At 62.5% G+C, this 24,419-nt stretch carries 32 protein-coding genes; 2 read left to right on the forward strand and 30 right to left on the reverse strand.

Annotated elements, in window-relative coordinates:
• The 17 genes from F3H98_RS32280 to F3H98_RS10125 form a co-directional block, all read right to left on the reverse strand.
• On the reverse strand, positions 1 to 465 hold the full coding sequence (locus tag F3H98_RS32280) for a DNA circularization N-terminal domain-containing protein (protein ID WP_149759999.1): 465 nt from the start codon (positions 463 to 465) through the stop codon (positions 1 to 3).
• Positions 465 to 2,513 (reverse strand): phage tail tape measure protein, encoded by a 2,049-nt coding sequence (locus tag F3H98_RS10050; RefSeq protein WP_149760000.1) that lies wholly within the window; start codon positions 2,511 to 2,513, stop codon positions 465 to 467. Before F3H98_RS10050 ends, F3H98_RS32280 begins: the two co-directional genes overlap by 1 nt.
• Positions 2,514 to 2,570: 57 nt before the next feature.
• On the reverse strand, positions 2,571 to 2,933 hold the full coding sequence (locus tag F3H98_RS10055; RefSeq protein ID WP_149760001.1) for a hypothetical protein: 363 nt from the start codon (positions 2,931 to 2,933) through the stop codon (positions 2,571 to 2,573).
• On the reverse strand, positions 2,933 to 3,304 hold the full coding sequence (locus F3H98_RS10060; RefSeq protein WP_149760002.1) for a hypothetical protein: 372 nt from the start codon (positions 3,302 to 3,304) through the stop codon (positions 2,933 to 2,935). Before F3H98_RS10060 ends, F3H98_RS10055 begins: the two co-directional genes overlap by 1 nt.
• A 63-nt stretch (positions 3,305 to 3,367) precedes the next feature.
• Positions 3,368 to 4,858 (reverse strand): phage tail sheath subtilisin-like domain-containing protein, encoded by a 1,491-nt coding sequence (locus F3H98_RS10065; RefSeq protein WP_149760003.1) that lies wholly within the window; start codon positions 4,856 to 4,858, stop codon positions 3,368 to 3,370.
• A gap of 11 nt (positions 4,859 to 4,869) precedes the next feature.
• On the reverse strand, positions 4,870 to 5,079 hold the full coding sequence (locus F3H98_RS10070) for a DUF2635 domain-containing protein (RefSeq protein ID WP_149760004.1): 210 nt from the start codon (positions 5,077 to 5,079) through the stop codon (positions 4,870 to 4,872).
• An 8-nt stretch (positions 5,080 to 5,087) separates the two neighbouring features.
• Positions 5,088 to 5,801: a hypothetical protein gene (locus F3H98_RS10075; protein WP_149760005.1), complete on the reverse strand. Its 714-nt coding sequence runs from the start codon at positions 5,799 to 5,801 to the stop codon at positions 5,088 to 5,090.
• 5 nt (positions 5,802 to 5,806) lie between these two features.
• Positions 5,807 to 6,211 carry a hypothetical protein gene (locus tag F3H98_RS10080; RefSeq protein WP_149760006.1) on the reverse strand — a complete coding sequence of 135 codons (405 nt, stop codon included), beginning with the start codon at positions 6,209 to 6,211 and terminating at the stop codon, positions 5,807 to 5,809.
• A 9-nt stretch (positions 6,212 to 6,220) separates the two neighbouring features.
• Positions 6,221 to 6,553, reverse strand: coding sequence for a DUF2190 family protein (locus F3H98_RS10085; RefSeq protein ID WP_149760007.1), 333 nt, complete (start codon positions 6,551 to 6,553; stop codon positions 6,221 to 6,223).
• A gap of 104 nt (positions 6,554 to 6,657) precedes the next feature.
• The gene (locus F3H98_RS10090; protein ID WP_149760008.1) at positions 6,658 to 8,115 is read right to left on the reverse strand and encodes a phage major capsid protein; all 1,458 of its coding nucleotides are present in this window, start codon (positions 8,113 to 8,115) and stop codon (positions 6,658 to 6,660) included.
• Positions 8,116 to 8,187: 72 nt separating this feature from the next.
• Positions 8,188 to 8,859, reverse strand: coding sequence for an HK97 family phage prohead protease (locus F3H98_RS10095; RefSeq protein WP_149760009.1), 672 nt, complete (start codon positions 8,857 to 8,859; stop codon positions 8,188 to 8,190).
• Entirely contained in the window at positions 8,816 to 10,333 is a 1,518-nt protein-coding gene (locus F3H98_RS10100; protein ID WP_149760010.1) for a phage portal protein, read from the reverse strand. Before F3H98_RS10100 ends, F3H98_RS10095 begins: the two co-directional genes overlap by 44 nt.
• Positions 10,334 to 10,531 (reverse strand): phage head-tail joining protein, encoded by a 198-nt coding sequence (locus F3H98_RS10105; protein WP_149760011.1) that lies wholly within the window; start codon positions 10,529 to 10,531, stop codon positions 10,334 to 10,336.
• The gene (locus tag F3H98_RS10110; RefSeq protein WP_149760012.1) at positions 10,531 to 12,528 is read right to left on the reverse strand and encodes a phage terminase large subunit family protein; all 1,998 of its coding nucleotides are present in this window, start codon (positions 12,526 to 12,528) and stop codon (positions 10,531 to 10,533) included. Before F3H98_RS10110 ends, F3H98_RS10105 begins: the two co-directional genes overlap by 1 nt.
• Complete coding sequence (locus F3H98_RS10115) at positions 12,525 to 13,130, reverse strand: winged helix-turn-helix domain-containing protein (RefSeq protein WP_149760013.1); 606 nt, start codon at positions 13,128 to 13,130, stop codon at positions 12,525 to 12,527. The genes F3H98_RS10110 and F3H98_RS10115 overlap by 4 nt, the downstream gene beginning before the upstream one ends.
• A 165-nt stretch (positions 13,131 to 13,295) precedes the next feature.
• Complete coding sequence (locus F3H98_RS10120) at positions 13,296 to 13,820, reverse strand: phage tail protein (RefSeq protein ID WP_149760014.1); 525 nt, start codon at positions 13,818 to 13,820, stop codon at positions 13,296 to 13,298.
• Positions 13,821 to 14,061: 241 nt separating this feature from the next.
• Positions 14,062 to 14,988 carry a hypothetical protein gene (locus F3H98_RS10125; protein ID WP_149760015.1) on the reverse strand — a complete coding sequence of 309 codons (927 nt, stop codon included), beginning with the start codon at positions 14,986 to 14,988 and terminating at the stop codon, positions 14,062 to 14,064.
• Between the two features lie 439 nt (positions 14,989 to 15,427).
• Between F3H98_RS10125 and F3H98_RS10130 the strand changes: the two genes are divergently transcribed.
• Entirely contained in the window at positions 15,428 to 15,787 is a 360-nt protein-coding gene (locus F3H98_RS10130) for a hypothetical protein (protein WP_149760016.1), read from the forward strand.
• Positions 15,788 to 15,792: 5 nt separating this feature from the next.
• Here the strand turns inward: F3H98_RS10130 and F3H98_RS10135 are convergent, their stop codons facing one another.
• From F3H98_RS10135 to F3H98_RS10190, 13 genes are all read right to left on the reverse strand, one after another.
• Entirely contained in the window at positions 15,793 to 16,008 is a 216-nt protein-coding gene (locus F3H98_RS10135; protein ID WP_149760017.1) for a hypothetical protein, read from the reverse strand.
• On the reverse strand, positions 16,008 to 16,136 hold the full coding sequence (locus F3H98_RS32285) for a hypothetical protein (protein ID WP_280177984.1): 129 nt from the start codon (positions 16,134 to 16,136) through the stop codon (positions 16,008 to 16,010). Before F3H98_RS32285 ends, F3H98_RS10135 begins: the two co-directional genes overlap by 1 nt.
• Complete coding sequence (locus F3H98_RS10140; RefSeq protein WP_149760018.1) at positions 16,133 to 16,348, reverse strand: hypothetical protein; 216 nt, start codon at positions 16,346 to 16,348, stop codon at positions 16,133 to 16,135. The genes F3H98_RS32285 and F3H98_RS10140 overlap by 4 nt, the downstream gene beginning before the upstream one ends.
• Positions 16,345 to 16,566: a hypothetical protein gene (locus F3H98_RS10145; protein ID WP_149760019.1), complete on the reverse strand. Its 222-nt coding sequence runs from the start codon at positions 16,564 to 16,566 to the stop codon at positions 16,345 to 16,347. The genes F3H98_RS10140 and F3H98_RS10145 overlap by 4 nt, the downstream gene beginning before the upstream one ends.
• Positions 16,567 to 18,267 carry a DNA primase family protein gene (locus F3H98_RS10150; RefSeq protein WP_188130383.1) on the reverse strand — a complete coding sequence of 567 codons (1,701 nt, stop codon included), beginning with the start codon at positions 18,265 to 18,267 and terminating at the stop codon, positions 16,567 to 16,569. It lies immediately after the preceding gene.
• A 6-nt stretch (positions 18,268 to 18,273) separates the two neighbouring features.
• Positions 18,274 to 19,779: a DNA methyltransferase gene (locus F3H98_RS10155; protein WP_149760021.1), complete on the reverse strand. Its 1,506-nt coding sequence runs from the start codon at positions 19,777 to 19,779 to the stop codon at positions 18,274 to 18,276.
• A 3-nt stretch (positions 19,780 to 19,782) separates the two neighbouring features.
• A complete protein-coding gene (locus F3H98_RS10160; protein ID WP_149760022.1) occupies positions 19,783 to 20,256 on the reverse strand; it encodes a hypothetical protein in 474 nt (157 codons plus the stop codon).
• A 30-nt stretch (positions 20,257 to 20,286) separates the two neighbouring features.
• Positions 20,287 to 20,781, reverse strand: coding sequence for a GcrA family cell cycle regulator (locus tag F3H98_RS10165; RefSeq protein WP_149760023.1), 495 nt, complete (start codon positions 20,779 to 20,781; stop codon positions 20,287 to 20,289).
• Positions 20,768 to 21,973: a DUF7146 domain-containing protein gene (locus F3H98_RS10170; RefSeq protein WP_149760024.1), complete on the reverse strand. Its 1,206-nt coding sequence runs from the start codon at positions 21,971 to 21,973 to the stop codon at positions 20,768 to 20,770. The genes F3H98_RS10165 and F3H98_RS10170 overlap by 14 nt, the downstream gene beginning before the upstream one ends.
• Positions 21,970 to 22,635, reverse strand: a complete 666-nt coding sequence (locus F3H98_RS10175; RefSeq protein WP_149760025.1) for a hypothetical protein — start codon at positions 22,633 to 22,635, stop codon at positions 21,970 to 21,972. The genes F3H98_RS10170 and F3H98_RS10175 overlap by 4 nt, the downstream gene beginning before the upstream one ends.
• Positions 22,632 to 22,820 (reverse strand): hypothetical protein, encoded by a 189-nt coding sequence (locus F3H98_RS10180; RefSeq protein ID WP_149760026.1) that lies wholly within the window; start codon positions 22,818 to 22,820, stop codon positions 22,632 to 22,634. The genes F3H98_RS10175 and F3H98_RS10180 overlap by 4 nt, the downstream gene beginning before the upstream one ends.
• Before the next feature lie 6 nt (positions 22,821 to 22,826).
• Positions 22,827 to 23,282: a phage regulatory CII family protein gene (locus F3H98_RS10185; protein WP_149760027.1), complete on the reverse strand. Its 456-nt coding sequence runs from the start codon at positions 23,280 to 23,282 to the stop codon at positions 22,827 to 22,829.
• 95 nt (positions 23,283 to 23,377) lie between these two features.
• Complete coding sequence (locus F3H98_RS10190; RefSeq protein WP_149760028.1) at positions 23,378 to 23,617, reverse strand: hypothetical protein; 240 nt, start codon at positions 23,615 to 23,617, stop codon at positions 23,378 to 23,380.
• Between the two features lie 110 nt (positions 23,618 to 23,727).
• On the opposite strand from F3H98_RS10190, the gene F3H98_RS10195 reads away from it, so the two are divergent.
• Positions 23,728 to 24,396 (forward strand): S24 family peptidase, encoded by a 669-nt coding sequence (locus F3H98_RS10195; protein ID WP_188130384.1) that lies wholly within the window; start codon positions 23,728 to 23,730, stop codon positions 24,394 to 24,396.
• Positions 24,397 to 24,419: the final 23 nt, after the last annotated feature.

Genomic DNA, 24,419 nt, shown 5'->3' on the forward strand with positions numbered 1-24,419 from the left:
TCAGTTGCCCCCAAAGGCGCGCGAAAGGATACCAACGCCGGCAGCCGCTATATCGGCGATGAAGCCGACGCCGCCCTGAAAGGACGGGACAGAACCGAGTCCGGCTTCAATGAACACGATGTCGAAAGCGACATGTCCGGCCAATTGCCGGTTGCGCGATAGCCGCCACTCTGAAACGCGCGCGGACAGCGGCTTGAGCATCGGCAAGACGAGAAGTCCGGCGCCCTTGCGATCCAGTACGGCGGCGAGCGCCAAGGCTTGTGCATCCGCAACATCGCCGGCGACATAAGCGGTAATCTCAAAGAGGCGCGGGTCTCGCCCCATATCCTCAATCACGCTGCTTTCGCTGTAAGCGATAGGCGATATAGACAAGCGCCGTGCGCCGGCAGCGCCCTCGACGTCGACTTTGAATGAGGAACCCCGGAAAGAAGCCGGGCGAAACGCAGCAAGCCAATCGCGCGACATTATTGTGCCCCTCCCGCAACGTCACCGCCGGATCGACCGACATCGGCGTTGACGCCGCCACCCCCGGCAACGCGCGCGTTGACCGTTATCGACCCGACGCTGTTTCGGAACGACGCCGCCGCACGGGAACCGAATTGCTCGGCCATCCCGTTGAGCATGCGAGCGAAGACCGATCCAGCTTCATTGCCGAAACTTTGGCCGCCCGTTGTGCCCGCGTCATTGATCGCTCGTGCGGCTTGCGTGATCGCCTGCCCGGCATCCGTGCCGCCGGTGGAAAGCGCCATTTCGATTTCATTGGCGATCGCGTTGTGATCCTTGCGAAGCGCCGACATGGACGCTTCCTCGGTTTCCCGAAACGACGGTGCCGGCACGGATGGCTGTGACGGCGACGGCCGCGAAGTGAGCGACGCGGCAGCCGCTTTGACATCTTGCCGCCGGTCGGGCCAAGCGCTCGGGTGAGTTTGGGCAGGCGCATCGGGGTAGGCGCCATCCCAATCGGGAAGCTTGATCGGGTCGGAATCGGTTGGCGCCGCGCGCCTCTCTTGCAGGCGAGATCGCGCGGCACCGGCCTGATAGGCGTCGAACTTGCGATCAAAGGCCGACCTTGCCACGAGCGGAGGCCCATCGCGCGTTTCAGGAATTGGCCCCTCGAGCGGCAGCCCCGACTTATCTTTTTTCAGAACCGGCGTCGCCGCCGTTTCAGCGGGCGCCGGGCGATCCTTGAGCTTACCATATTCATCGATCGCGCGGCGCTGCTCGTCAGTGCGGAAGCCGCCGCGCCATGCCATGCCGTCCTTTTCATCCTGGCCGTGTGTGATGCCCCACCAACTGCGCGCGGCAAAACCTTTGACGCCGCTTTGTTCAAGGCCGGCGTTTACGGCCATCCCATAGTCAACGCTATTGGAGACGTAATCCATGGCGCCACCGACAGGCGCCGCGGCAGCCCCGCCAACTGATGTTTTGAACCGGTCCCACGAGGCCGACATGCGGTCGATCTTCGATTGGTTATCCTCAAGCACGCGCCCGAGGTCGCGCATCACGGAACCGTCGACTTTGGAATTGTTGACCGCGTCGATAAAGCGTTGATAGCTGTCGGCGCTGGTCATCAGCGATTGCATGCCGAGACGGAATTCCTGATCGGTAAAAAGCAGCGGTAGCTTGCTAAGGTCGCCGTCGATTGCCTCTTTGGACAGCCGCACGAATGCCGCAAGCGTGTCCTCGCCGTTCTTCTTTGCCGCGGCAAGAGAGTCGCGAAGGTCGATGCCGAAGTCGGCAAACTTCTTGCCTGTGTCGGAACTGTACATCTTGCCGAAAATGTTCTGCGCCTGCGTCGCCGCCGCGCCCGCCGAGCCGGTGTCCTCGCGAATGGTCTGCAGCACCGCGACCAGTTTTTTCAGGCCTTCCTCGCCCTCGTAACCGAGGGAAGCGAACGAATTGGCAAGCTCAGGAATAAAGGACGCCATGTCCTTTAGTTCGAACTGGCCCTCCTTGCCCCCGGTGACCATGATGTCGAAAGCGCGCTGCATTTCGCTCGCCTCGATCTTCAGGGCGCTTGCTGCCTTCTGTGCCGTGTTGGCGATATCGCTGGTCGCAGCGCCGGCGGCCTGCGCCGTCGCCAATACCGACGGCATGAAATCCATCGCCTCGGACAACGACATGCCGGACGAAACGAGCGTGTCGACCGCCTCGACCGCCTGATCGATCGGCAACGCGAATTGCTTCGCACTGCGCTGGATTGTATCGAATGCACCCTTGGTTTCGGCGGCGCTCGCATCGGCAGTGATGCCGATCCTGGTCATGCGCCGCTCAAGTTCAGCGAAGTCGACAAAGGCCTGCTTGGCGCCAAAGGCGAGCGCGGCCGGCGCGGCATAGCGCAACAGCATGCCATGCATATCGCGAGCGCCAGCGGCGATCATGCTTTGGCTTCGGTTGAATGCCTTGGCCTTACGATCGACCTTGTCGAGGTGACCGGAAAGCTGACTAAACGCGGCCATCGAGCCGAGCTTAGACGACAATCGGAGGATCGCCTCGATCGTGCGATTAGACATGTCTGCGGTTTTCCCAGGCTGCGGCGCGATTGCCGTATGTCAAGATCTCGTCGAAGGTCAGGCGCCCGACTTCGTCGAAGCCTTTTCCGAATCGCCAGAGGAGTCGGTCAGCTGCTTCCTCGACGAGCGGGCAGAGACGAAAAAATCGCGGATCGCTTCATGCACCGCGATCGTATCGGCCAGGTCGAGAACCGCCAGGTCGGCGGCGCCGGACGGCTCTTTAACGCACCGCTCGGCATATTTGGCGACGACGTCGTGATGCCGCACAAGCACCATGCGTTGATCGCCAATCGGCTGCCATTCTTCGATTTCGCCGAGATCGACAAAATCCTGCCACCGCGGACCCCGGAACTGAAGCACCGAAACGGGCTTACCCGTTTCGGTGTAGGTGCGCGACAGCGCAACCGTAGCGTCACCCATTAGCCGATTTTCCTGTAGCTTTCGGCCATGATCCCGACGCCCGAGACCTCACCATTGACCCGGTTTGATGCCGGTTCGCCGGTGTAGAAGGCCTGGGTATAGAGGTGGATGATGCCCGTGAATTCCTCGACGATCGTGACGTCTCGGCGGGCATCGCCCATCATCGCCGCAAGGTCGACGCCCTTGTCAGCGAAGTTGATTTCTGCGCGCGGCGCCGAAGGCGTGACGACACGATCGGGGCTGCCGTCCTGGTTGACTATGCCCTCGACCGAACTGGTCGCCGGGTAGCACGTGAATGTGCCGCGCAGCGACATGTTGCGGCCGCTGGAATCGCGAAATTTCATCACGCCGCCAAAATCTTTTCCGGCCATTGGCTGGACTCCTCGGGGTTAGTTTCGAATTGGGGGAAAGGCGAAGGCGCGTTCCGCCGGTCGCTAGACCGGCGAAAACTGCGAATAGACGACTGCGTTGGCGGCGATGACGTCGAGCGGGTTGACGACGTCGATCGGCGCGTAGATGTCGACCCGGTTCGGGTTGTCGATATTGCGCTTGACCTCGATAAGCTCGGCGGCCTTCACGGCGTTTTCCAGAACACCGGTCATCACCATGCGCTGATAGGAATGCATGAACGTGGCCTTGATGTCGGCGGGCGTCGAGATCGTGTGCAGGTTGCCGGGATTGTCGTCAGCGACTGCCTTTTGGCCGTGCTCGATCGTGAGATCGGTACGGAAAAGGCGCAGCGCATAAACAAGCTGGCCGATCTTCTGGACGTCGCGGAACGTCGTGTCGGGAACGCCATTGAACGTGCGCGATGTGGTGACGATCTTGTCAATCACCACATTGCCGCCAGTGTTGACTTTCCAAGTCGACAGGCCGGATCCGAGGAAGGCGTCGCGGGTCGCGAAATCGAGCCACCCGGCGCGGTCGCGGGGCGGCAGCAAGCCCTCGACCACAAGTCCCGTCTGATTGCGGGAAACGTTACCTGTCGCACCATCGGACAGCCAGGGCACAATGCGGGCAACAAGGCCGGCCGCCCATTGCCAAACCGGGTTCGGCGCATTCGACGAGGCGATGATCGGAATAACCGACAGATGCCGGCTGTCACGCGCGAGGCCGTGCGTCGTCAGGTTGGCGATCGAGTCGGACAGCGGATAGAACACATGACCGTAAATCTGCCGGTTCCATGCCCAACGCCCGGAAGTGTCGGACAAAAGCGTCGCATAGCGGCCGACGTTGGTCGCGTCCGAAAACGGGCTGACGATCCAGTCGAATTCATCGTCGCCGAGTGCTGCCAGGCCAGCGCTAAGGTCGGGCGTGCCGGCGCCAGCGGTCGCCCCGAGCGTTGCCTTGCCGGAAAACACGTTTGAACCGTCGAGCACCGGAATGTTGATGTCGATCCCGTCCATGACCGCGCCGGCATGGCGCGGCGTCAGGGTCACAACGCCGAGCGCCGAGGTCGCGGTATAAGGCAGGCTGGCGCCGGTGAGCGCGTTGAAATACGCATTGATCTTGGCGGCGATCGCGGTCGCGACGGCCGCTACTGTGTCACCGGATGCCACGGTTACCATCAGCGTCTCACCGGCAATCTGGATTGCGCCGACCCCGGCCGACGGCGCGGAGTCGATCGTGATCGTGCGGGTGCCTTTGGTCCCGGTTTCGGGGACGGCGAGGATCCAGATTTCCTGCGCGGGCGCGTTGCGGCGGGCCATCCGAACCATGTCATCAAGCATCGATCCGGCACCGGCGAGGCGGCGCGCCTCGGCGATCGTCGGGCAGGGCGTCGGCGTGTTTGCGGCAATGACTGCGCCGGCCGCGAGCGCATGACCGATCAGGAGCAGGCGCGAGCGGTTTTCGAACTGTCCGCCGGAATTGACTTCGAAAGCGACGATCGGGGCAATGATGTTGCCGGGGATTTGGTTGAACATGTGGTCGAGCCTCACTTGCGGTTAAGGGCGGCACGCTTCGCGGCGGGCCGGTCGGTTGTCGGTTTGACCTCGACAATGTCGCCATCATCGAAAAGCCGGCGGTAATAAAGTTTGGCCAGGTCGGCCGCGATGCCTTCGGCCGGAATGGGGCGGTTGTCTCGATCCGGCATCGGGATCAACAGACCGGGGCGCGCCGGCGCATAGAGTTTTGTATTGGCCATATCGGCTATCACTCCATATTGGCGGTAAGGCCGACATCCAAAGCCGGGTCGGCGAAATCAACACCAGCGAGCGGGGTGCGCGTCACGGCGTTGAAATGCGCCGCAAGCACTGTGAGCTTGTTCCGTGCCGGCGACCCCGATGGCAAAAGGGCCGCCAGCGTCTTGAGCGGTTCCGGCATGCCGGCCGCGTCGACGAACACGTCATCCGGCAGGCTCAATTCGAAACGCATGGTTACCCGGTGCCATCTCGCGCCAAGCTGCGGAATGGCAAACGTTTCCTCGGTCACGCGAACAACGCGCCGGACGAAGCGGCGGAACAACCACCCGCGCTCGTCGTATTGCAGAAGGCGGCGAACTTGGCCGCACAGCGCCGCGAGCACGAGACGGGCATCCCAATCGTCGGCCGGCATTGCGTCGGCGAACGGCTCGCCGGCCTCGTCGGTCGAGGCGACCGCGAGTTCAGCGATGATTTCAAGTGTAGACGTCGCCTCGGCATCGTCGAATGAAGCGGCCTCGCCGCGCATCACGGCCGCACTATCGGCCGTAAACAACGCCAGGACGGGCGTGAATTTCGCTGTCGGATCGAGATCGTCGATCCCGACAAGCCGACTGTCGAATACCTTATGACCGGCGAGCGTCGGATAAGGCCCGTCCGCGTCAAGTGCCGATTTGGGGCACAGCACCTCAAGAGCGGCCAGACGGGCGGCTTCAGCGGCGAGCATGTAGCTTATCCGTTCGCGATCGAGGCGAGGCCGAGAATGGCGTTTCCGATACCGTCGGGATCACGCGATACGACCTCAAACAATTTGCGGGAACCATCCGGGTCGCGCAGGATCCTGTCGCCGATCGCGATCTCGCCGGCAAAGCTGGTCGAGCCGTATATTTCTGGCGACCTATTGAGCATGCGATCGCCAGCCTGTCCGATAGTTGGCCAGGCACGACGGCGAGCGGCAAATTCCGTGTCCTGGAAAAACGCGACAACGATCGGCTGCTCGGCGCGGGTTGCCGACGGCGCGCCGGCGCCGTGCGGCCCCTTGGCTCGATCCTGCGGCTTGAGGGTCGCGGCCTCGCCATGCACCGCGTCGACGGCGTGTCGGGCGAGCATGGCGAGGTGCGCGAATTCACTGGTCACGTGCGGCTCTTAGAGCGTGTCGCCGAGAGCCACTTCACCAGCAGTTGCAGCCGAGAGCGCCGCCGCCGTGGCAAAGCCAAAGAGCACGGCGCCGGCCGCAGTCTTGGTGAAATTGCCGTTGGTGGCGTTGTAGTAGACCTTGTCGCCAATGGCCCATGCCTCGCCGGCCACCTTGACCACGCCGAAAACACCGTTGCGGACAATCGCGACGTCGACGCCATCGGCAGCGGTGGCGGCGGCAAAGCCACGCAACGAGCCGACAGCGACAGGCTGACCGGAGACGACGCCGCCCGCGGGCGCCGGGATGGTGATGGAATTGCCGGGCTGGATATAGTTCTTCATCGAAGTTTCTTTCGACAATGCGGCCGCGGCCGCGAGATTGATGGGACGGGGTGTAGGGCGGGCGGCCCGCCTTGAGCCGCCCGGCTTGTCGCTAATCGGCCCGCTTATGCGCCGGGGTTCTTGTAGCCGCCGCGATAGTCGATGGCGCCGACGCCGAAATCGTGCTCGACGGTCATGCCGATGCCCTGGGTTCCGAACGGCTCGTCGAAGCGCACACGCGGCGCCGAATAGCCGTCGAGATAGCCCCACTGGTAGACCGCCGCATCCTCGGGATTGGCGAACAGATACCAGCCGTTGCCGGAAAGCTCAGCCGCGACGACCGGCGTCAGGGTCCCGACGAACGGGTTGACCTTAACCGAGTCGTTTGCGGCGATCGGCGCCACATACTGCAGCGCCTCGGTTTCCTTGTCGGGCGAGACGAGCAGAATGCTCGGCGTTACATTGAGCGTCGCGCCATCGAGTCCTTTCTGCTTTCGCATCGCAGCCTGCCCGGCGCCGATCGAGGCGACGGAAATCGCGGCGCCTGCGCCGGCAAGGTTGGCATGGTCGACATGGAACACGACCTTGCCATCGGCAAGCTTTGTGTTGGCCGACAGCATCATCGCGTAGAAGGTGATTTCCTCGAACCGCGAAACGGTGCGCCCATAACCGCCGAAAATATCGGCGATTGCGCCGAGCCGGTCATTGACCAGCATTTGGCGCGAGATACGCAACCCCTTGGCATAGGGCACGACGGCAATCTGCTCTTTGCCTTCGCCGAAGGTGCCGAATTTGATTTCTCCGGCTTCGGTCAGCTTTTCCAGCATTGGGAATTCGCCGATACCGACGGCGGTATGCGGGCGGAAATCCATGAAATCGCGGCGCCGCGAGACTTGGCGATAGGTCGGATTCGCCAGCGCATAACGACGCTCAAGCGTCACGTTGATGGCATCGGAGAAAATCGCCGGGAAGTCGCTTGCGGTGTGGAAAGCTCGCGAAAGAACCTCTTCACGCTCCCGAACGGTGCGGATTGCGCCGCGATAGTCGATCGCCGCGCCGGCAAATTCGACGGCGTCGCGGAACTCCATGAAGCCGCGTGCCATTTCAGCGCGGTCGCCGGTCGGCGCTTCACCGCCGAGGCGGAACGCCAAGGCGGCAACGATGCCGGCGCGGCGGGTTTCTGCCTGGTCGCGGATAACACGGCCGGGTTCGGTGCGGACCTGTCGCGAACGCGAAACCATTTGATCCCAAGCACGACTCCGGAACTCTTCGACAGAGGTCCCATTGCGCACGGCCTGCTCGATATCGCCGGCGTCCATTTCGGCATCGCGACCGAGCGCCATGATGTCAGCGGCGCGAGCGGCGTCACCGGCAGCCGGCGCCGGCGTGGTGGCAGGGTCGGTGTCATCCTCGTCGGCCATTGCGTCGATCGCGGCGCGGGTCGCGGTAATTTCGGTAAGGATGGCCTGATGTTCCGCCTCGATCGAGCGCGCGGCCTCATCGGTCGTGTCGTCTTTGATCTCGGCAAGCTTCGCGGCCGCGCGGGTTTCGAGGTCCCGCAGCTTCTTAAGCAGCTTCTTCATTTTCGGATTGCTCCTGGTTGACGCCTTGCCCAAAGGCCGGGTTGAGGGCAGTTGGCTCGCGAGGCGCGTGCTTTAGCGGGCCGTTTCGAGGGCACGCATTCGCATGCGGATGCGTCGCGCCTCATTCTGGCCGGGCAGTGCCCGGAATTCGCAGCGGAAGGTTTCCGCTTTGTCACTGCGGACTTGAGCGCCGACGTCGAAAGGAACCGTGACGAAAGAAATCTCGAACGGTTCCCAGTCGACGACGCGCCAAACCTGCGGATCCTTGCTCTTGTCGACTTCGATTTTCAGCCGGCGATAACCGACTGAAAGCGATCGGAGGAACGGGCGCCCATCGGGGCCGAGGTCGGTTGCCTTGCGGAAAGCGGCGTCAGACTTTTCGTCAACGCCCTCCTTTGGAAAGCGGATCGTCGCGCGGCCTTCGCCCTTTTCGATCCATGCCCGCTCGACGACCGCGAGCATGCCCTGAATCCCGCTATGGCGATCGTGACTGTCAAGAACCGGCGCGCCGGAATTGAGCCGACCTAGCCGCACCGCCTTATCGGAAACGACCAATTCCTCGACGTAGCGCTGGCCGCTCATCCAGTCGAAACGGTCGCCGGCCGCGCCGGTTGTCCATGTCACCTCGATTGTGCGTGTCTCGGCATTTACAGACGTAATCGCCGCCGCCCGCGTCTCGATCGGCAGGTCGCGATTGCCGTCACTCATCTTCGTCGGCCTTGCCGTTTCCGGTTTGCTTGCCATTGTCAGGCGATCCTTTCATTGGCTTGCGCGCGTCGATATCGAGCGCCAGTCCGGCGCCGTCGCGCTGTTTGTCGATCGTTTCGTAAAACGCTGCAGTATCCTCGACGACCTTGCGCCAGTCGCGACCCCAAGCGGCGATGAATTCCTGTGGCGAGGTTCGACCCGCGCGCACGGCCAGAATGTCGGCCTCAAGATCCTTTTTCGGATCGATAGGCTCGACCGCCGGCATAATGTGGTCGATCGGATAGCCGTCACGGCGGCGTTTAAGTCTGCCGTGGAAAACAGCGCGGTGAATCAGCCGGCGATGCACCGGCGCAATCAGCTGCGGGACGGCGACCGTCCATTGCACTTGCTCGACCAGCCGCCGAAACTCGATCTTGCCGGCGCGGAGGCTGGAATAATTCGCCTGGCGCAGGTCACCCGTGAGTTGGTCATAGGTAATGCCCGCTCCGGCGGCCATAGCCTGCATGGCGGTCATATAGACCTCACCGAACGCCGTCTGCGATGACGGGCTGGCGAACGTGATCTCGCCGTCCCCGATGTCGGCCAGCATGCCAGGCTCGATGCGGGTCAGCTTTTTACCGTCCGTGTCATCCTTGTTTTGCCTGGCCAGCGGCGACATGCCCCCTGACGTGCGACGGATAAATCCGGCAAAGCACGCCTCGGTGCGCGCCTTGACGAGCGTCGCCTCGATCAAGTCCTGCACTTCGCGCGCATTCAACAGGATTGAAGCGAACCATGGAACGCCGCGGACCTGGCCAAAGCGCAGCGGCCGATAGATATGGCTGAGGTCCGACCAGGCCACGAAATTCGATTGGACCGCATTGAGGCCCAACTCGCTCGGGTGATCTTCGAACAGATGCAGGCCTTCGCGGCGACCCAACACACCCATTTGAACGCCGAGGCGAATTCGGCGCCCTGCCTGCACGATCGCCGCCGTATCCTTCGACGTGTCAATGGAATCGCCTTCGAGTCCCTGCAGTCGGAATGGAACGGTTCGCCCGGCGTCGGCCAACGGAATGTCGACATAGCGAACGACCGTATCGCCGCCCTCGATCATTGATCGAACCGTCAACGCCTGAATGCCAGACCAGTCGAGGAAGCCCTCGACATCGGCCTGCTCGGCCCATTCCTCGAAAACGAGCTTGACCTCTTTGTCGAGCCGGTCGGAACCGGTATTCGGAACCGTCACAATGCCAGTGCCGACGACGTGAGACGTCAGCACGTCGAGCATGCGCTGACCTGCCCAAGAGTCGCGCACAAACTCGCGCGAACGGTTGCGGAGATCGCGCAGCGAGGACCCGATTTCGCCGTTGGCCGACGTAGAGCGACCGCTCCACCCCTTATTGCGGCGGCCGGACTTCGCGGCCGCATAGGCGCGTTCGCCATAGGTGTCTAGCACCTGGCGCGCAGCGACGCGGCGGGCGCCCCACACGGGCGAAATCGCGCCAATGATGCGGTCAAGCGCGTTCATTTAATAACCGCCCTCATACTCGGCAAAGGACACGCCCGGCCGGGCGCTTGCGTCGATTTCCGCCTTGATCACATCGCGCGCTTTGAGCATGTCCCCGGTCGATTGATACTCGACCTCATGCGTCTGAAAGCGAACGCGGCGCGTGCCGCTCGCGATCGCCGCCTCGATACGGTCGAGGTCGCTTTGCGTCCATGCCATCAATATTCATCCCAAAAAGAGTCGCCGCCAGCAGATGCCGTGCGTTCATCGACATCGCCGGTCTCGGCGCCATCGGTGGCAGGCGGCGCATCAGGCCGGTTAGGTTTCTGTACCGCCAGCGGTTGCGGCGAAAACAGGTCAGGTCTTTTGACGACTTCCGGTGCGCAACGCTCCGACGCGAGCGTCGCCCATTCATCGGTCGTCATGCGCGAGAGGCCGAGATAATCGGCAAGTGCGTCGTTGTAGATCGTGCAGTCGAGGAAGTGGTTTTCCTCGCCGGCGCGGACTTTCCAGACGCGGCGGACGCGACCGCGGAAATTCTCGTTCGCCAGATATTCCGACGTGATTTGCCGGAAATAGACCTCGTCGAGCCAAGTTCCGAAATGACAGTAGCCGGAAGGATCGCGCTCCTGACCGGCCTTCATGCCTTCCTTGCGCAGGTCGTCATAGTGCGCGCCTTTAAGCGGCCAGGTCCCAACGCCCCATACATGAACGCCGTTGCGGATCCGCTTGCCGTTGAAATCGATATCGACTGCCGTGCCGGTGCCGAGCGCCGGGCGCGACCATCCGTCAAGACCCTTGAGGGCGAAAGCACCGTTGCGCCCGCGAACCCACGTATAGACGACATGGCTGCGGAAACCGGAGTCGACGCCGAACGCGTCGACCCGGCGGTATCCGCCATATGCGTCGGGCCAAGCCCGCTCATAGACCTCGGCGAGCTTCAGGAACGCGCCGGCGTGCGGGTCGTTGGTTTCGCCCTCAATGATGCCGGCGTCGACGATCCATTTTTGCCGATCGGGGCCGTAAGCCTTGATCTCGTAGTAAATGCCGCGCATCTGCACATCGGCCGATCCGACCAGAATGAGGCCGAGCGGCGGGATATGGCCGCGCGTCATGTCCGACTCGCGGCGCTCCATAAGCCGAACGTGATCGGGCGCGTCGCCGCGGACCTCATACGGCAGGCCGAGCCATAGGTTATAGAAGGCCTTCAGCTTGAGCGGATCGCCGTTTGCCTCGACGAATTTGCGGGCGATTTCATCCCACGGCACGAGCGGCGACGACATTGCGCAGAAATGATAGCTGCGCCCCACACCCGGCCGCGTCGCCGTCGGGCGGTATTCGCCAGCGCGATAGACCGCGTTCTTTTCGTGGCCTTCAATGATCGTCCCGCAGCACGGCGTCACATAGTGAGCCTGGTAAGGATGCTCGTCATTGAACCGGAAATGCTTCCTGTCGAATTCGAAAACGAAACGATCGCCGCAGCCGGGGCAGGCTACGTGCCATCGCCGTTGATCGCCGGCGAGATAAGCGGCCTCGATCTTCGACGCGCCCTTGACGGTCGGTGTCGAAATTTTCAGCCGCTTCCAATCGCCAGTCGCCAAAAACGAAATCTGCCGAGCCTCGACCATTTCGATCGGGTCGCCCTGGCCATCGAGGTCGTCGGGATACTCGTCGATCTCGTCGAGGAACGCTTTCTTGATCGTTTTAGACCGGAGGTCGGCCGCCGACGACGCGATCGCCAACGTGAGTGAACCGCCGGCGAACTGCTTCGACGTCGCCGTCGAACCCTCCGCCGACCGGGACGTGACGCCGCGAACCTTTTTCGCCAGCGCCGGCGAGGCCTCGATCGCCGGCTGCAGCTTTTCCTTGTTGAAGTCAGACAGCGCGCCGGACGTCGGCTGCACGATCATCATGCGGCAAGGATCGCGGTCGATCGAATGGCCGGCCGAAATGATCAGGACGGTCGTGAAACCGGTTTGTGCCGACTTCATGACCGCTATTTCGTTTTCGAGCGAATCCGGCCCGAGGGCGTCGACGATCTCGACGCAATGCAGCCCGAGCGCGCGATCCCATCTTTCGTTGGCGCGCGGACCGTCGGGCACGACCAGATTTTCACCCGCCCATGCCGACGGTGGCAGCGGCGCCGGCGGTGTCACGGCAAGCGCCATCGCGCCAGCAATCACCGCCAGGGCGGAACGGGCGAGAGAGATTTTCATTCGTCGGGTATCACTGTCTCGATCGGTCCGGCGCTCTCGGCGGCCTGGCCTTGTGCTGCGATTTGCGAAAGCGCTGCGGCGATCTCGCCGCGCACCTTCACGCTGATTTCCTTGAGCAGGCGCCGCACGCCCGCGACGCCTTCCCGGCTGACGACAGCAGCGATCTCGTCGGCGTAGCGCGCGAGGCCGTCGAGGTCGCGTGCCAGCACGATCCCGATTGCCGCCGCGGCCGCCTCGATCCCGTGCTCGCCTTTGATCGGCAGCACCGCCCCTTGCCGCTCGGCGAGGTCGAGCGCCTTGAGACGGGCGTCATACTGAGCGCGTTCAGTCTGCGCATCACGCATTGCCGCCGAATTGTTGGCGGTCTCTTTGCGGGTTTCTGCCGCGTGTTCCTTAACCGCGTCGCCGGTTTGGCCGACGGCGCGGTCAAAAGATACAAGCTCGACCATGCGCGATTTGCCGTCGCGCCTCGTGGCAATCTTGCCATCGCTCTCAAGTTGGTCGACCCGCTTGGTGATGGCGGCGCGGGATACGCCGCGCCGGCGAGCAAGCTCGGCGCACGTCACCCAAACGCCGCCGCTGTCGGCTTCGTTTGGATCCATGCCTGCGGTTGCCTTTTCTGTGTTAACCGGCCGCCGTGGTGTTAACCGTGTTAACCCAAGTTTCGGGCAGCCTCGCTAGCGATATCTCGGGGTCGCCCCGGCCCGCTAGGGGCAGGGGTGCGGGAGGGACCCACCGACCCCCTGCCTCCTGTCTGCCTCGGGAGGTCAGGGCAGGAGGCGATCAATCTCATGAAGGACGCGAGGCGCAAGCGCCTCGTCGATCACTTCGGCGAGCAGTTCCAGATAGACAGCATCGTTGTTCGTGATGTCGTGCGCCGGGTTGGGGCCGAACAGTTCCCGAATGGGAAGCCTACTCGATCCCTCGCGCAGCATCACGCCAACGTGCCCCGAGTCCATCTTCGCAATGAAGGCATGGCGGTACGATCCGCGCAGCCTCACACGCACACCCTTCGACGTTTGCGTCGCACCGAGCTTGTGAAGCGGTATCCACCCGGATCGCACCACGACGTCGGACGTATTGCCGCCGGCGTTGAACCTTGCGCTCGTGCGCTCACGAATAACTTTCTGCGGCAGTTTCAACCGCGGTGCGGCACGCTTGAGATAAGCGGTGCGCGCCATTTGGGTTGCACGCTTGCCGGCCCGCGCGAAGGCCTTCGCCTTGATTTCGCCAGGTAGCTTACGAAACGCGCGCGACAGCGCCAGATATTCGGAAGCGTTGGCAATAATCACGGGCGAAGGCCTCGGCAGTTGTGGCGGTTTTGGCCGCCGGCTTCATGGCGAACCTCATCGGTTAGCATGCGAACACCGCCCCGCGCCTTTCGCAAAGGGCGCTTACTCCCTTCGACCCGTCGAGCAGATCACGTATTGGGATGGCGACTAGGCAAAGAAAAACCCGCCGGGCTGTTTTGCCGGGCGGGTCGCTTCTGCCTTTTGGTGCGTGACAAGTAATGCTCAAAATTCCGTCCGCGCGTCAAGCCGCTTTTGCGGCCGGCTTCCTTCGCCTCCTTGCCTTTGATTTCGCTACGCTTTCCGGCAGTCCATTTGACGGCGAAACGGCCGACAGGTCGGGCAGAATTCGCCCGCGTCGCGAATCTGTCGAGCGCTCGGGCGAATCTCCCCACGGCTGCACAGGCCAATCGACCGCCTGAAGCTCAACCGTTTCGAGCGTGCCGTCGAGTTGATCGTACAGCATGCACATTGCGGCACAGAAGATTTCATATTCTGCGCGGGCCACCATGACCGGCACCGGGTCGGGCGCGAAGCGCGCTTTACGGTATGCACCAGCCGCGGGGCGCTGCAGGCGCGTCGACCAGCCGTCGACCTCGGTCGTTTGCACCGCGATCCGATCGCTTCCGTCGGCATCCTCGCCGACCACGGTGCGGACGTCGCGGCGAACAAACCAGCGATGGCGACCGTTCGGCCAGACCTCGAATTCCTTTACCGGCCGATGCGAAAGACGCCAGTCGGGCACAAGGCCGAGGATCGCATGACGCACGACCAGGACGTCGGGCCGAGCGCGAAAATGCATTGCGCCCTCATTGTCCGAAACAGTCGCCTTGATCAGCGCGTCGCCGACGGCGCGGCTTGCCAAGGCCTCGTCGATCTCTACCAGTTCCGGCATGGGGTGCCATCCTTCCGGCACGTCGACGGTGCATTGCGCCAAGCTGGAAACCGCATCGGCGATAAGCAGGGCATCGGCGTGCGGCCAACCAACCTGATCGAACGGAATGCACCCGAACCGGTTAGGCTGCCTGTCGACGATCGAATTGAGTTCGCCATAGGCGATCATCGATCCCCACCCCGACGAATAGCCCGACGGCGCGCCGGATGCGCCGGCCTCATGCAGCTTTGGCAATTCGTCACCCCACGCCCATCGCAAGGCGTCTGACATCGTCATTTTGCGCTTTCGCGGGGCGCTACCCTCCCTAGCGTCCCCAACTTTCGGGCTTGCGTCCCCAAAGATCATTTCTCTAACCTCTTGATTTCTTTATATTCATTTTTGAATTGGGGAGGGTAGGGACGCTAGGGAGGATAAATCCCATAATGTGTATAAAATTTCGCAGGAATTTCTTCTTTTCTTAAACGCCACACATATAAAAAAGGGCGCGAACGATCGTCCCTATCGTCCCTATCGTCCAGACCTATTGATTTTGCATGGCTTTTCACCCCTTCCCCCGTTTTCTTGCGACCCCGACAGGGCCGCTATCGACCCTTGCGACCCCGTTGGGGCAGCAAATCGACCCTATCTCCGCTGCGAAGCTGAAAGGGGGAGAAGGGCGCGCGCTTGCGAAGCAGCAAGCCGCAACGCTAAGGTGCCGAAAAATGGAGGCGGGGAGATGAAACGAAAACTCATCGTTGCGGCCGTTCTGATTGCCGGAACGACTGCAGCATCGGCAGAGCGAGCGACAGAGGCACAGCGGACGGTGATCCGGTATTTGCTGGAAGCGACCATGATCGCCAAGAAATGCCCTTACCTGGTCGCTAATGAGCGCGTGGCGAATGATGCCATGGATAGCGCGGGCATACCTCGCAACGCTTTTGCAATAAGCGGCGTTTTTCACGCCGAGGCAAACGAGATCAGCACGGGCGTCCTTGAGCGTGTAGGCCAGTTGTCGGCCGACGGCGCCTGTGCGATGGGGCAAGCGAAGTTTGGCAGCCAAGGCGAACAAATCCCGAGCTTGCTGGTCACAAACTGACCCGCTCATAGCTTGACCAGCCCGAAACAGCCGCGTGTGGCCCAAAGGGCACCTTGCACCGGCGGGTGAAGCCTGTACGCCTCGCCGCAAGCGGGGCAGGTAGCGTCACCGCTCACCCTGGCGATCCGGCCTCTATCGAGGTTGCGCTTGTCGGCCCGCGTGAGCAGGTCGGGATTGTTCCCGAACTCGTCATAGCCTAGCGAATGCTGAATAGCCTGCATCACAGCCGAATCCTCCCGGCAACGATCGCGAATATCAACCAGACCACGCCGGCGATCACAACGGCCTCGATCGCCAGTATCGGCAACCCGAAAACAATGATGACCAGCGCCAAACCGATGTCAGTCATGGCCGCGCCGCCTTCCTGCGAACGTGGTGCGTTTCGGCGATGTCGTGATAGAGCCGGTCGCGGATCCGCCGCTCGACCACGGTCACCGCATGGCAAGGCGGATCGTCTTTTTCCGTGTGAGCGCACACGCACGAGCCGTTGGCGAACTCGCACAAAATTTGCCAAACAGGCGGCGGCATCGGTGCGCCCGTCGACAAGCGGGCGGGCTTCACGGCAACACCTTCACAAAGCTGTCGGCGGTTGTGTGGAACATGCCGTTTCGGTAGGTGGGATGGCGGACGGTGTAACCGATCGACGGCGGGTGCCCTTTCCTCCAATTGGCCTCGATGCATATGATTTCCCCCTCTTGCTCGCGGCCGTTCCTGTCAATGTAGGCGACAACGTCACCAAGAGCGGCGACGGGTTGTGCGGGGACTTCTGCCTTTGCCATTTATCCCGTTCCTTCTTTTCCGGTTTGATCAGCCATGCCCCGGCCAATCCATTCGTCGCGGACGCGTAGGCCGCGATAGACAGGCGTGCCGTTGGTTTTGGCCTTGTGGAATTGTTGCGAGGTCGTGCCATCCGGCGACGGCCAAGTGCGGCGCGCCGCATCAGGCAGGCGGCGATAAAAGGTCGTGTCCTTTACCTTCACTGTGCCGGTCGCGACGCAGTACCGGTCATAAGCCATGTAGAGATCGAACGGCTTTTCCTGGTCGCTCTCGTCGCCGGTAATGTCGCACGCGCTGCGAATGAAAGAGCCGATCGGATCCTCTTCCTCGCGGTATTCCTGCGTCGCGTCGAGAATGTCGCGCGGCGGGTGCAGGCCGCCAGAATTCAGGAAGTCGATCGCCCCTTCGACCGCCCATTTCAGGATACCGGGCGCCTCGGCGAGCAGCTTGCGCGGCAGTTCCTTGTCGACCTCGTCTTTGGGAATTTGTTCGTTCCACGGCACAAGGTGGATGCGGCGCCATATGCCGTCGTCATTGCCGACGATAACGGGCTTGTGGTTTCCCGACACAATCAGAGTGAATTGAGGGCTGAATTCGAAAAAGTCTTGATGTAGCCGACGCACCGCCAAAGCCTCGCCGCCGGTCAGGCGCTTGATCAAGGCTTCCTTGAAGCGCACCCCGGACTCAGGTTCGGAAGCGGCGACGAGGCGCGCGCCTGGTAGCCGGGCAAGGTCGGGTGTAGCCTCGGCGCCGGAGCGGCGATCCTCGCCGGCGAAACTGTCGATCGAGAGCGTCACCGCATAGTCGGCGAAGATGCGCGCCAGCGTGTCGACAAAGGTCGATTTGCCGTTGCGGCCGATGCCGAAGAAAAACGCGATCATTTGTTCGGTATTGAGGCCGAGCAGCGCATAGCCGGTCAGCCTTTGCAGATAGTCGCGCATCGGTTTTGACGGTTGCACGCGCACGAGAAACTTTTCCCAAGCCTTCGGCCGCTGCGCATTGTCGAGATAGTCGACCGGCGCGAGCTTCGAAATCAGGTCGTCGCGGTTGTGTGGATCAAGGCGGACGTCCCATCGATAACGAGGGTCTTGCGGGTCGCTTTCCTCATCCTCGGTTCGCGAAAAGCGCAAGGTGCCATTACCGACGTTGAAGGCGTAAAGGTCGGTATTAAGGTCGTCGACGCTCGCCGGGCGATAGGCAGCGGCCTCGGCGAGCATGTTGGTTATTTTTGACGAACCGCAGGTCGACTTCGCATGGCGCAAACGGGTGCCTCGCTTTTCGGCGACGCGTTCCTCGGCGATCTCGGCGGCGGCGATCGCATCCGCCCAGGCCTTCCGGTCGGCAGTGTGCTTGAGCATGTCCTCGCGACTTGCGCCGCGCGCATCAAACGGCGCGACAAGCGACTCGCGGGCAATCTTGGCGGCGTCAATCTTTTCTTGATCGGCGATGCTCGGCGCGAGAATTTTTGCCTCTTCGAAAATCGCTTCGGCGGCGTTGTGAGCGAGACGCCGGACAATCGCGCCAGACTCGTCCTCTTGCCAGCGCTGCCCGTCAAAGGCGTGCCACCCGACGTGCGTCACATGGCGCACGTCATGACCCGCCCAAATCAGGAAGCGACGGGCGTTGCCAATATCGTGTTCCGGTTCGGCGGCGCACTTGGCGATCGCCTCGCGTTCGGCGTCTGATCGGGTATGCGCTGTCACGATCCATTAGACTCCGAACAAGTCGTCGACGACGCCGACGGGGTGCGGGGTCGCGTTCGCCTGCCGCTCGGCTTTCGCCTTGGTCGAGGCGTGGCGCCGGCTGACAGGCCCGGCCGTCGCGTGCTCAAGGCGTCGCGCAATGTCCGCCTGATATTCCGGGTCGCGCTCTATCAGGATCGCGTTGAAGCCCTCGCGATAGGCGGCCTCGCCGGTCGAGCCGGACCCGCCGAAAAGGTCGAGGATGGTGCCGCCGGGCGGGCACAGCATGCGGCAGAGCCATTGCATCAGGTCGAGCGGTTTGACGGTCGGATGGCCCGAGCCGATGCGATCATGTGCGTCGGCTTTGGCCGTGTAGAAGAACCGAGCGGCTGAGCCGCTATCGGCAAAGGTGGCGCCGCCGACGCGCCGGCCGAACATGCCGTCGGATGAGTTGCGCTCGTTGCCATAGATGCCGGCGCTGCGCGCTTCGGCTGGAAAAGCTTCCGTCGTGCCGTCAATGCCGTCATGGGTCAGGTTGGCGGGGAATCGGCCGCGCGAAGCATCGTAATCGCTGCGGTCTCGATGATCGTCGCCATAGACGGTGCCGCTAGCACGTGATCGGCTTCCGAATTTTGTATGAGCGTTCTTGCGTTCGGTCGCAGCCCGATCGGCCTCGTCGATCTCTACACGACCCGCATCGATATTGATCGCGCCGGTGCCGGTCTTAAGCACCTGGCGCGCTACGGATTTTTCCTCGATCGGCTTACGGGCGATGACGATCGGCTCATAGGCGGGCTTGAGCGCCGTCCCCCATCCATCCCATGCTGCCGCTTGCGGCGTGGCGGGCACATAGTCGCCGGGCTGGTATTCCCGACCATTGTTCTTTTCCCATCCCGACCGATGCTGATCGGCACCGGGGATCATGCGTTTGACCGGCTCGCCGGTGGCGTTGACGTCACCCTTTTTGCCGAACGTCTTGTCGATCGCCTTGGCGAGATCATGGTTCTTCGGAAAGCCCGAACCGAACACCCAAAAAGCCTCGCCAAGCGACCCGAATTGCTCGAGCAACCGGAACAAGGCGTCGGCCTGTGAGCGGGAGAGACTTTCTAGGAAGGCGACAACCCGTTCGTCGGGGTCAATCAGATTGACGATCCTGTCGCGCACTTCGAAGCCGGCGGCCTCGATCCCGAACGCCATCTTGTGCACGCATTTCGGCGCGGAAAACGCCGCCAGGTGCCCGCCGGGCTTGAGAACGCGCAACACCTTGACCCAAGTCTCGGGCCGGAATGCGATGTCGCCGCCGTCCCAATCCTTACCCATGAAGCCGGCCGATGCTCGGGAAAAGACGCCATCGCTGCCGAACTTTGCTGGCGCAGCGCCAGACTTACCGAACCGCTCGACGATCGTGTCGAAATGGTAGGGCGGATCGGTGATAACAGCTTCGACGGAATTCGGCGCCAGCCGATCGAGCACGTCGAGGCAGTCGCCGGGATAGAGCGTCACCCGGCCGTCGAGGAAGGTGCGACTTTCCACGCCTTAAAGCTCCGGTATCCGAGCGATTGTGAAGGCGCGGCGGCCGCGGCCCTGGCTTGGCGAAACGGCAATGAAGCCCTTTTCGAGCAGCTTGTCATAGACGGTGTCGAGATAGGCCGGAGCGACGCCGGAGCGCGTCGTGATGTCCATCGGCGAGGGCCGCACGATGCGAATAGCGCCGGCGGCTGCGGCAAGCGCCCGAAACACCTTCAATTCACGCACCGTAAGGCCGCAGGCCGCAGCACGTTCGGCCAGTTCCCTTGTCGTTTCATGCCGCGGAAACAGCTTTTCGAAATGCTCCCGCGCGATCCTGACCTCCCCGTCGGCGCGTGACAGGTCGAGGCAATCGAACAGCGACTGCACAAGCTCACCGGGCGTCATACCGACGCGTTCGGCGGCCTTTTTCAGGGCGGCGTGCCGGGTTTCGGGTGTGCGCACGGTATAGCGGAAAACCGGCGGATTGAACAAAGCGTCCATTGTGAGTGAAGCCCCCTCGTTTGGGATTGATCAGGCGTGAGCAAGACGCGCGTGATGCGCGCAATAGGAGCCGTCGGCCGGCGCGCCGCAGAAGCGATGTTGATCGCGGCCAGCATGGTGCGGCGTAACAGAAAAACGGCATTCGCCGGCGGCAAGCTCGACGAGCGGCACGGAACGGGCGGTCGGCGGAAGCGGCAACAGCCGCACCCCGATCGCCGCGAATTCCTTGGTAAGCATTGCGGTGCCGGCGCGGCCCGCTGCAAATGCCGCCGATTTCCCGATGGCAAGGGCGGGCCGCTTTGTCACCGGCCGCGCAGTTGGCTTGCCTTGCGGCTTGCGGTGCGTCGAACGTCCGACGGCGGCGCGGGTCTGCGGGGCTATGCCGTTTCGCGCGCGATGCCGGTGAGCGAGGCCAATAATCGCATTGCGTGAGCAGCCATAGCGCGAGGCGATCACGCTGGCGCTGTCTCCGGTTTCGAAAAAGGCTTTTATGATCTCTGCCTTTTGCGCTTCATTCCATGCCATCGGCCTTGATCCTTTCCATCAAAAGCGAGTTGAAATCGTGCGGCGCCGGCGCCCAATCGATGGGGCAGTCGAGGCCGGTCGGCGTTAACCGCGACTGCGCACGTAACATGGCGGCACGGGTCGCAAAGGGGTCGCTATCGCCGTCGCCGAGCAGGTAAAGCCGCTCAATGCCGGGGTGCGGGGAAAACAGTTTCGCCGGATCCTCGTCGGGGTGCGGGTCTGGACCGGGGACGCGCACCGGCATTTGACGATCGTCGCGACGAATGATCTTGAGAGACGGGTGCGCGACCGTGCGGGCGGCACGGCCTGCGAGGTTGCCGAGGTCGACGCTCGAATAGAGCGAACCACGGAAATTCCGCAGGATGGACCAGGACAGCACCGTTTCGACGCCCTCACCGACGCCGGCATCCGGCTCGCTGCGGATCGCGTCGCGCAGGACAATGCGGCCGCCCTTTTTCGAGCCGCGCACTTTCTTTGCCGGCAGCTGTTCGCCGGTCGTGGGATCGAAGATTTCCGCCTTACCCTTTGGGCCGCGCGGATTGACCCATGTCGCATGCAGGCCGAGGAAATGCCCGTCGGCAGCTACGATCGGCCACAGCATCGCCGGGCCGCGATGGATGATGCGCCATTCCTTTACGGGACGGCCGGCGGCATCGGTGCGACCAGTGTCGACATGGTGCCAATAGGGAAAGTCGGCATGCTCCCGGCAATGTGCGCCAGGCATGCGGGCAGGCAACGCGTCTAAGCTGCGGCGGGAAAGATAGACGGCAACCGCGCCGCCGTCAGGAAAAGGGATGCCGGCGCGCCAGAGATCGAAAGCGCGGCGCCGTTCCTTTTCCCTGAATGTGTTTTCCTCGGCCTGCGCTTTCGTCGAATCGACTTTCGGCGCGACGTCGGCAAGGTTGCCGGTCAGGATTTCGACCGCGCGCCGCAGGCCGCAATTCTCGACGTGCCGCACGAGCGCTATCGCGTCGCCGCCGATCGCGTCGCCGGCGCCCTGACGGCATCGCCATATGTTCTTTTTGCTGTTAACCGAAAAGCGGTCACGGCCGCCGCAACCAGGGCAAGGCCCGACCGATTCACCCGACGGATTAGCGCGGCCGGCGAAGCCGTAACGCGCGGCCACTGCAAACACATCGAAGGCGCGAGCCTTGTCGATCGTCTCTTGCGGGATGCGCTCGGCGGTATTCATGCGGCCGCCCTTTCCATTTCGGCAAGAGCGTGCGCACCCCACTGATCGGCCATCGCGTCGGCGACGCCAGGAAAGAAGCGCGACCGCTCCTTTCCGCGATTTGGGCCGGGCGGCATCCGGTGCACGCGCGACCATGTCCTGTGTTCGTCTGTGCCCTTGGCAGGCGGGGTAAGCTTGTTGGTTGGCGTGAGGGGTGGCAGTCCGCGAAGATAAAGCCCTGTAGCCTTGAATTCGGGGTCCCCGAACCACCAGGGTTGCACGGTTTGCGCCGGCGGCTGATAGTTTCGGATGCGCGCCCGAGCATGCTTGTGCATTACCGGATTTTCGACGGCGACTCGCTCGATCGGCGCGTTCCAACAATCGGAAAAAAGCGCAGCGCCTTCGTCCAACTCGTTCCACATTTGATCGAGGGTCTTGCCGCGGGGAGGTGCCGACAGCCAACGCACGCCGGAATTGCAAAGGCGCGTGCATGGTGGATGCGCGACCACGAGCATGTCCCATCCATCATTAAGATGGTTTCGCACGTCGCCGATCAAATGCTTGTTGTTACCGTCCTCGGCCGGCAGCAAATCGCATGACCATGCATCGTAGCCTCGCGCCGCAAAAGCGCGGCGAACCGTGCCGGTGAATTCGCAGGCAACGAGAATGCGGAGCGACCTCATGCCGCCACCTGCAGGGCGAGCGCCACGAGGCCGACAGCCCAGGCGCCAAGCGCCGCGCCGGCGGCGATCGCCAGCAATAGAAAATCGCGCACACATAACGCGCCCGGCGCGGCATATGCGCGGCGGAGAATGACGGCGATCGAGCCGAGTGCGAGGATTACGATCGTAAAGCAGCCGCCGACCATTGTGGGTTACTCGACGCGAATGCCGGCGCGCAGTTGCCACAAAGCGGCAAGCGCCTCGTCGATTTCTTTCGAGATCGCATTGCGCTCATTCGGCGACAGATGGCCGTCGGCCATAGCCTCAAGAACGGCGGCTGATACCTCGCCAGTCTCGCGAATGAGCGATCCGACCAGCGCCGGCGTTGTCTTTCCCGTCGTGCTCTCGATCGGGGTGACGGCATAACCAAGGATCGAGGCCATCGCCGACAGGATGACGGGCGACCCGGCGGCCATGTCGGCGTCGAGCGCAACGTCGATCGGCATGAACGCCGCGTCCTCGTGCGGCGCCTTGTATTTTGAAAGAGCCGCAGCCTCGACGCGCGTCTGACCGGCGAGCAGCGTGCCGCCGCCGGCGCGATCGATAGAGCGGCCGGTCGCCGCTTTCAGCTTTTCGCGATCGTGGTCGGACGTCGGTCTCGTTTTCATTCAAAGCCCCCTACGGAAAATCGGTGTACGGTTTTTTCCGTGACCCCCGCGCCGTCGAGCCGCATAAATCGCGGCATGAACACGACGGCGAACATTCAAATTTCAACCTTGGCGCGGCTCATGCCGGCGAGCCATTCAAGCGAAGTGCCAAGCTCGACCGCTAACGCGGCGGCATCAGAAAGACTTAGCCGATGCTTTCGGTGCGCGAGAAAATCGCGTAAGCCGTCACGCTTCATTCCTGCGGCCGATTCTATGTCTGCAACTGATCTTGCGGATGCGGTCACAGCGGCCGCAAAGCGCTCTCGAATGGTTTCAATGTCGGGTTGTTTAGCCATAGGGCGTATACCATACGGAAATTTCCGTATTGTCAACCGGAGGATTCCCGCTTTCGATGCGGAAAAAAACGTGTAAAATTGTGCATAAGGGGCTAGGGAAGGTTAAAACGATGCTTGACAGTAACGGTCATGGCGCTCAGCGGCTTCGCGAGCGAATCGCTAGACGCCTACAGGAAACAGGAAAGAAGGCCGCCGCGGTTTCGCGCTCGGCCGGATACGGGCCAGATTTCATCCGCGATTTTTTGGCGGGTCGAAAAGGCACTATGAACGCCGAAGCGGCGGCGCGCATCGCACATGAACTTGAAACGACAGTCCCTTGGCTGCAGGGCGACGATGCCGCATTGCCGGAACCGCCGGACCCGCAAACGGCGCGAGCCCGCAGCGTTCCGGTGTTTGGCACGGCCGCGGGCAGCGAGGGCGGCGCCCTCCATATCGGCAGCGACGTCATTGAATGGCTGCCGTGCCCGCCAGGCATCGAGGGCGTGCGCGACGTCTATGCCCTCTATGTTGTCGGATCCTCTATGGAACCGCGCTTTCGTCAGGGTGACCCGGTTTTTATCGCGCCCCATCGCCCACCGCGGCCGGGCGACGACATCGTCATTCAAATCAAGTTCGACGAATCGGGCAGCGTCGAATCCTGGGTTAAGGAATTGGTATCCATACGGGACGACCAGATTGTCGTCCGTCAGCACAATCCGTCCGGTGAAATTTCTTTTGACCGTCGTCAAGTTATTGAAATGCATCGAATAGTGCCGGTTAACGAGCTATTCGGGCTGTAGGGTTACACACGGAAACATACGGA

This window comes from Neomesorhizobium albiziae, from assembly GCF_900114255.1.
GTDB lineage: Bacteria > Pseudomonadota > Alphaproteobacteria > Rhizobiales > Rhizobiaceae > Neomesorhizobium > Neomesorhizobium albiziae.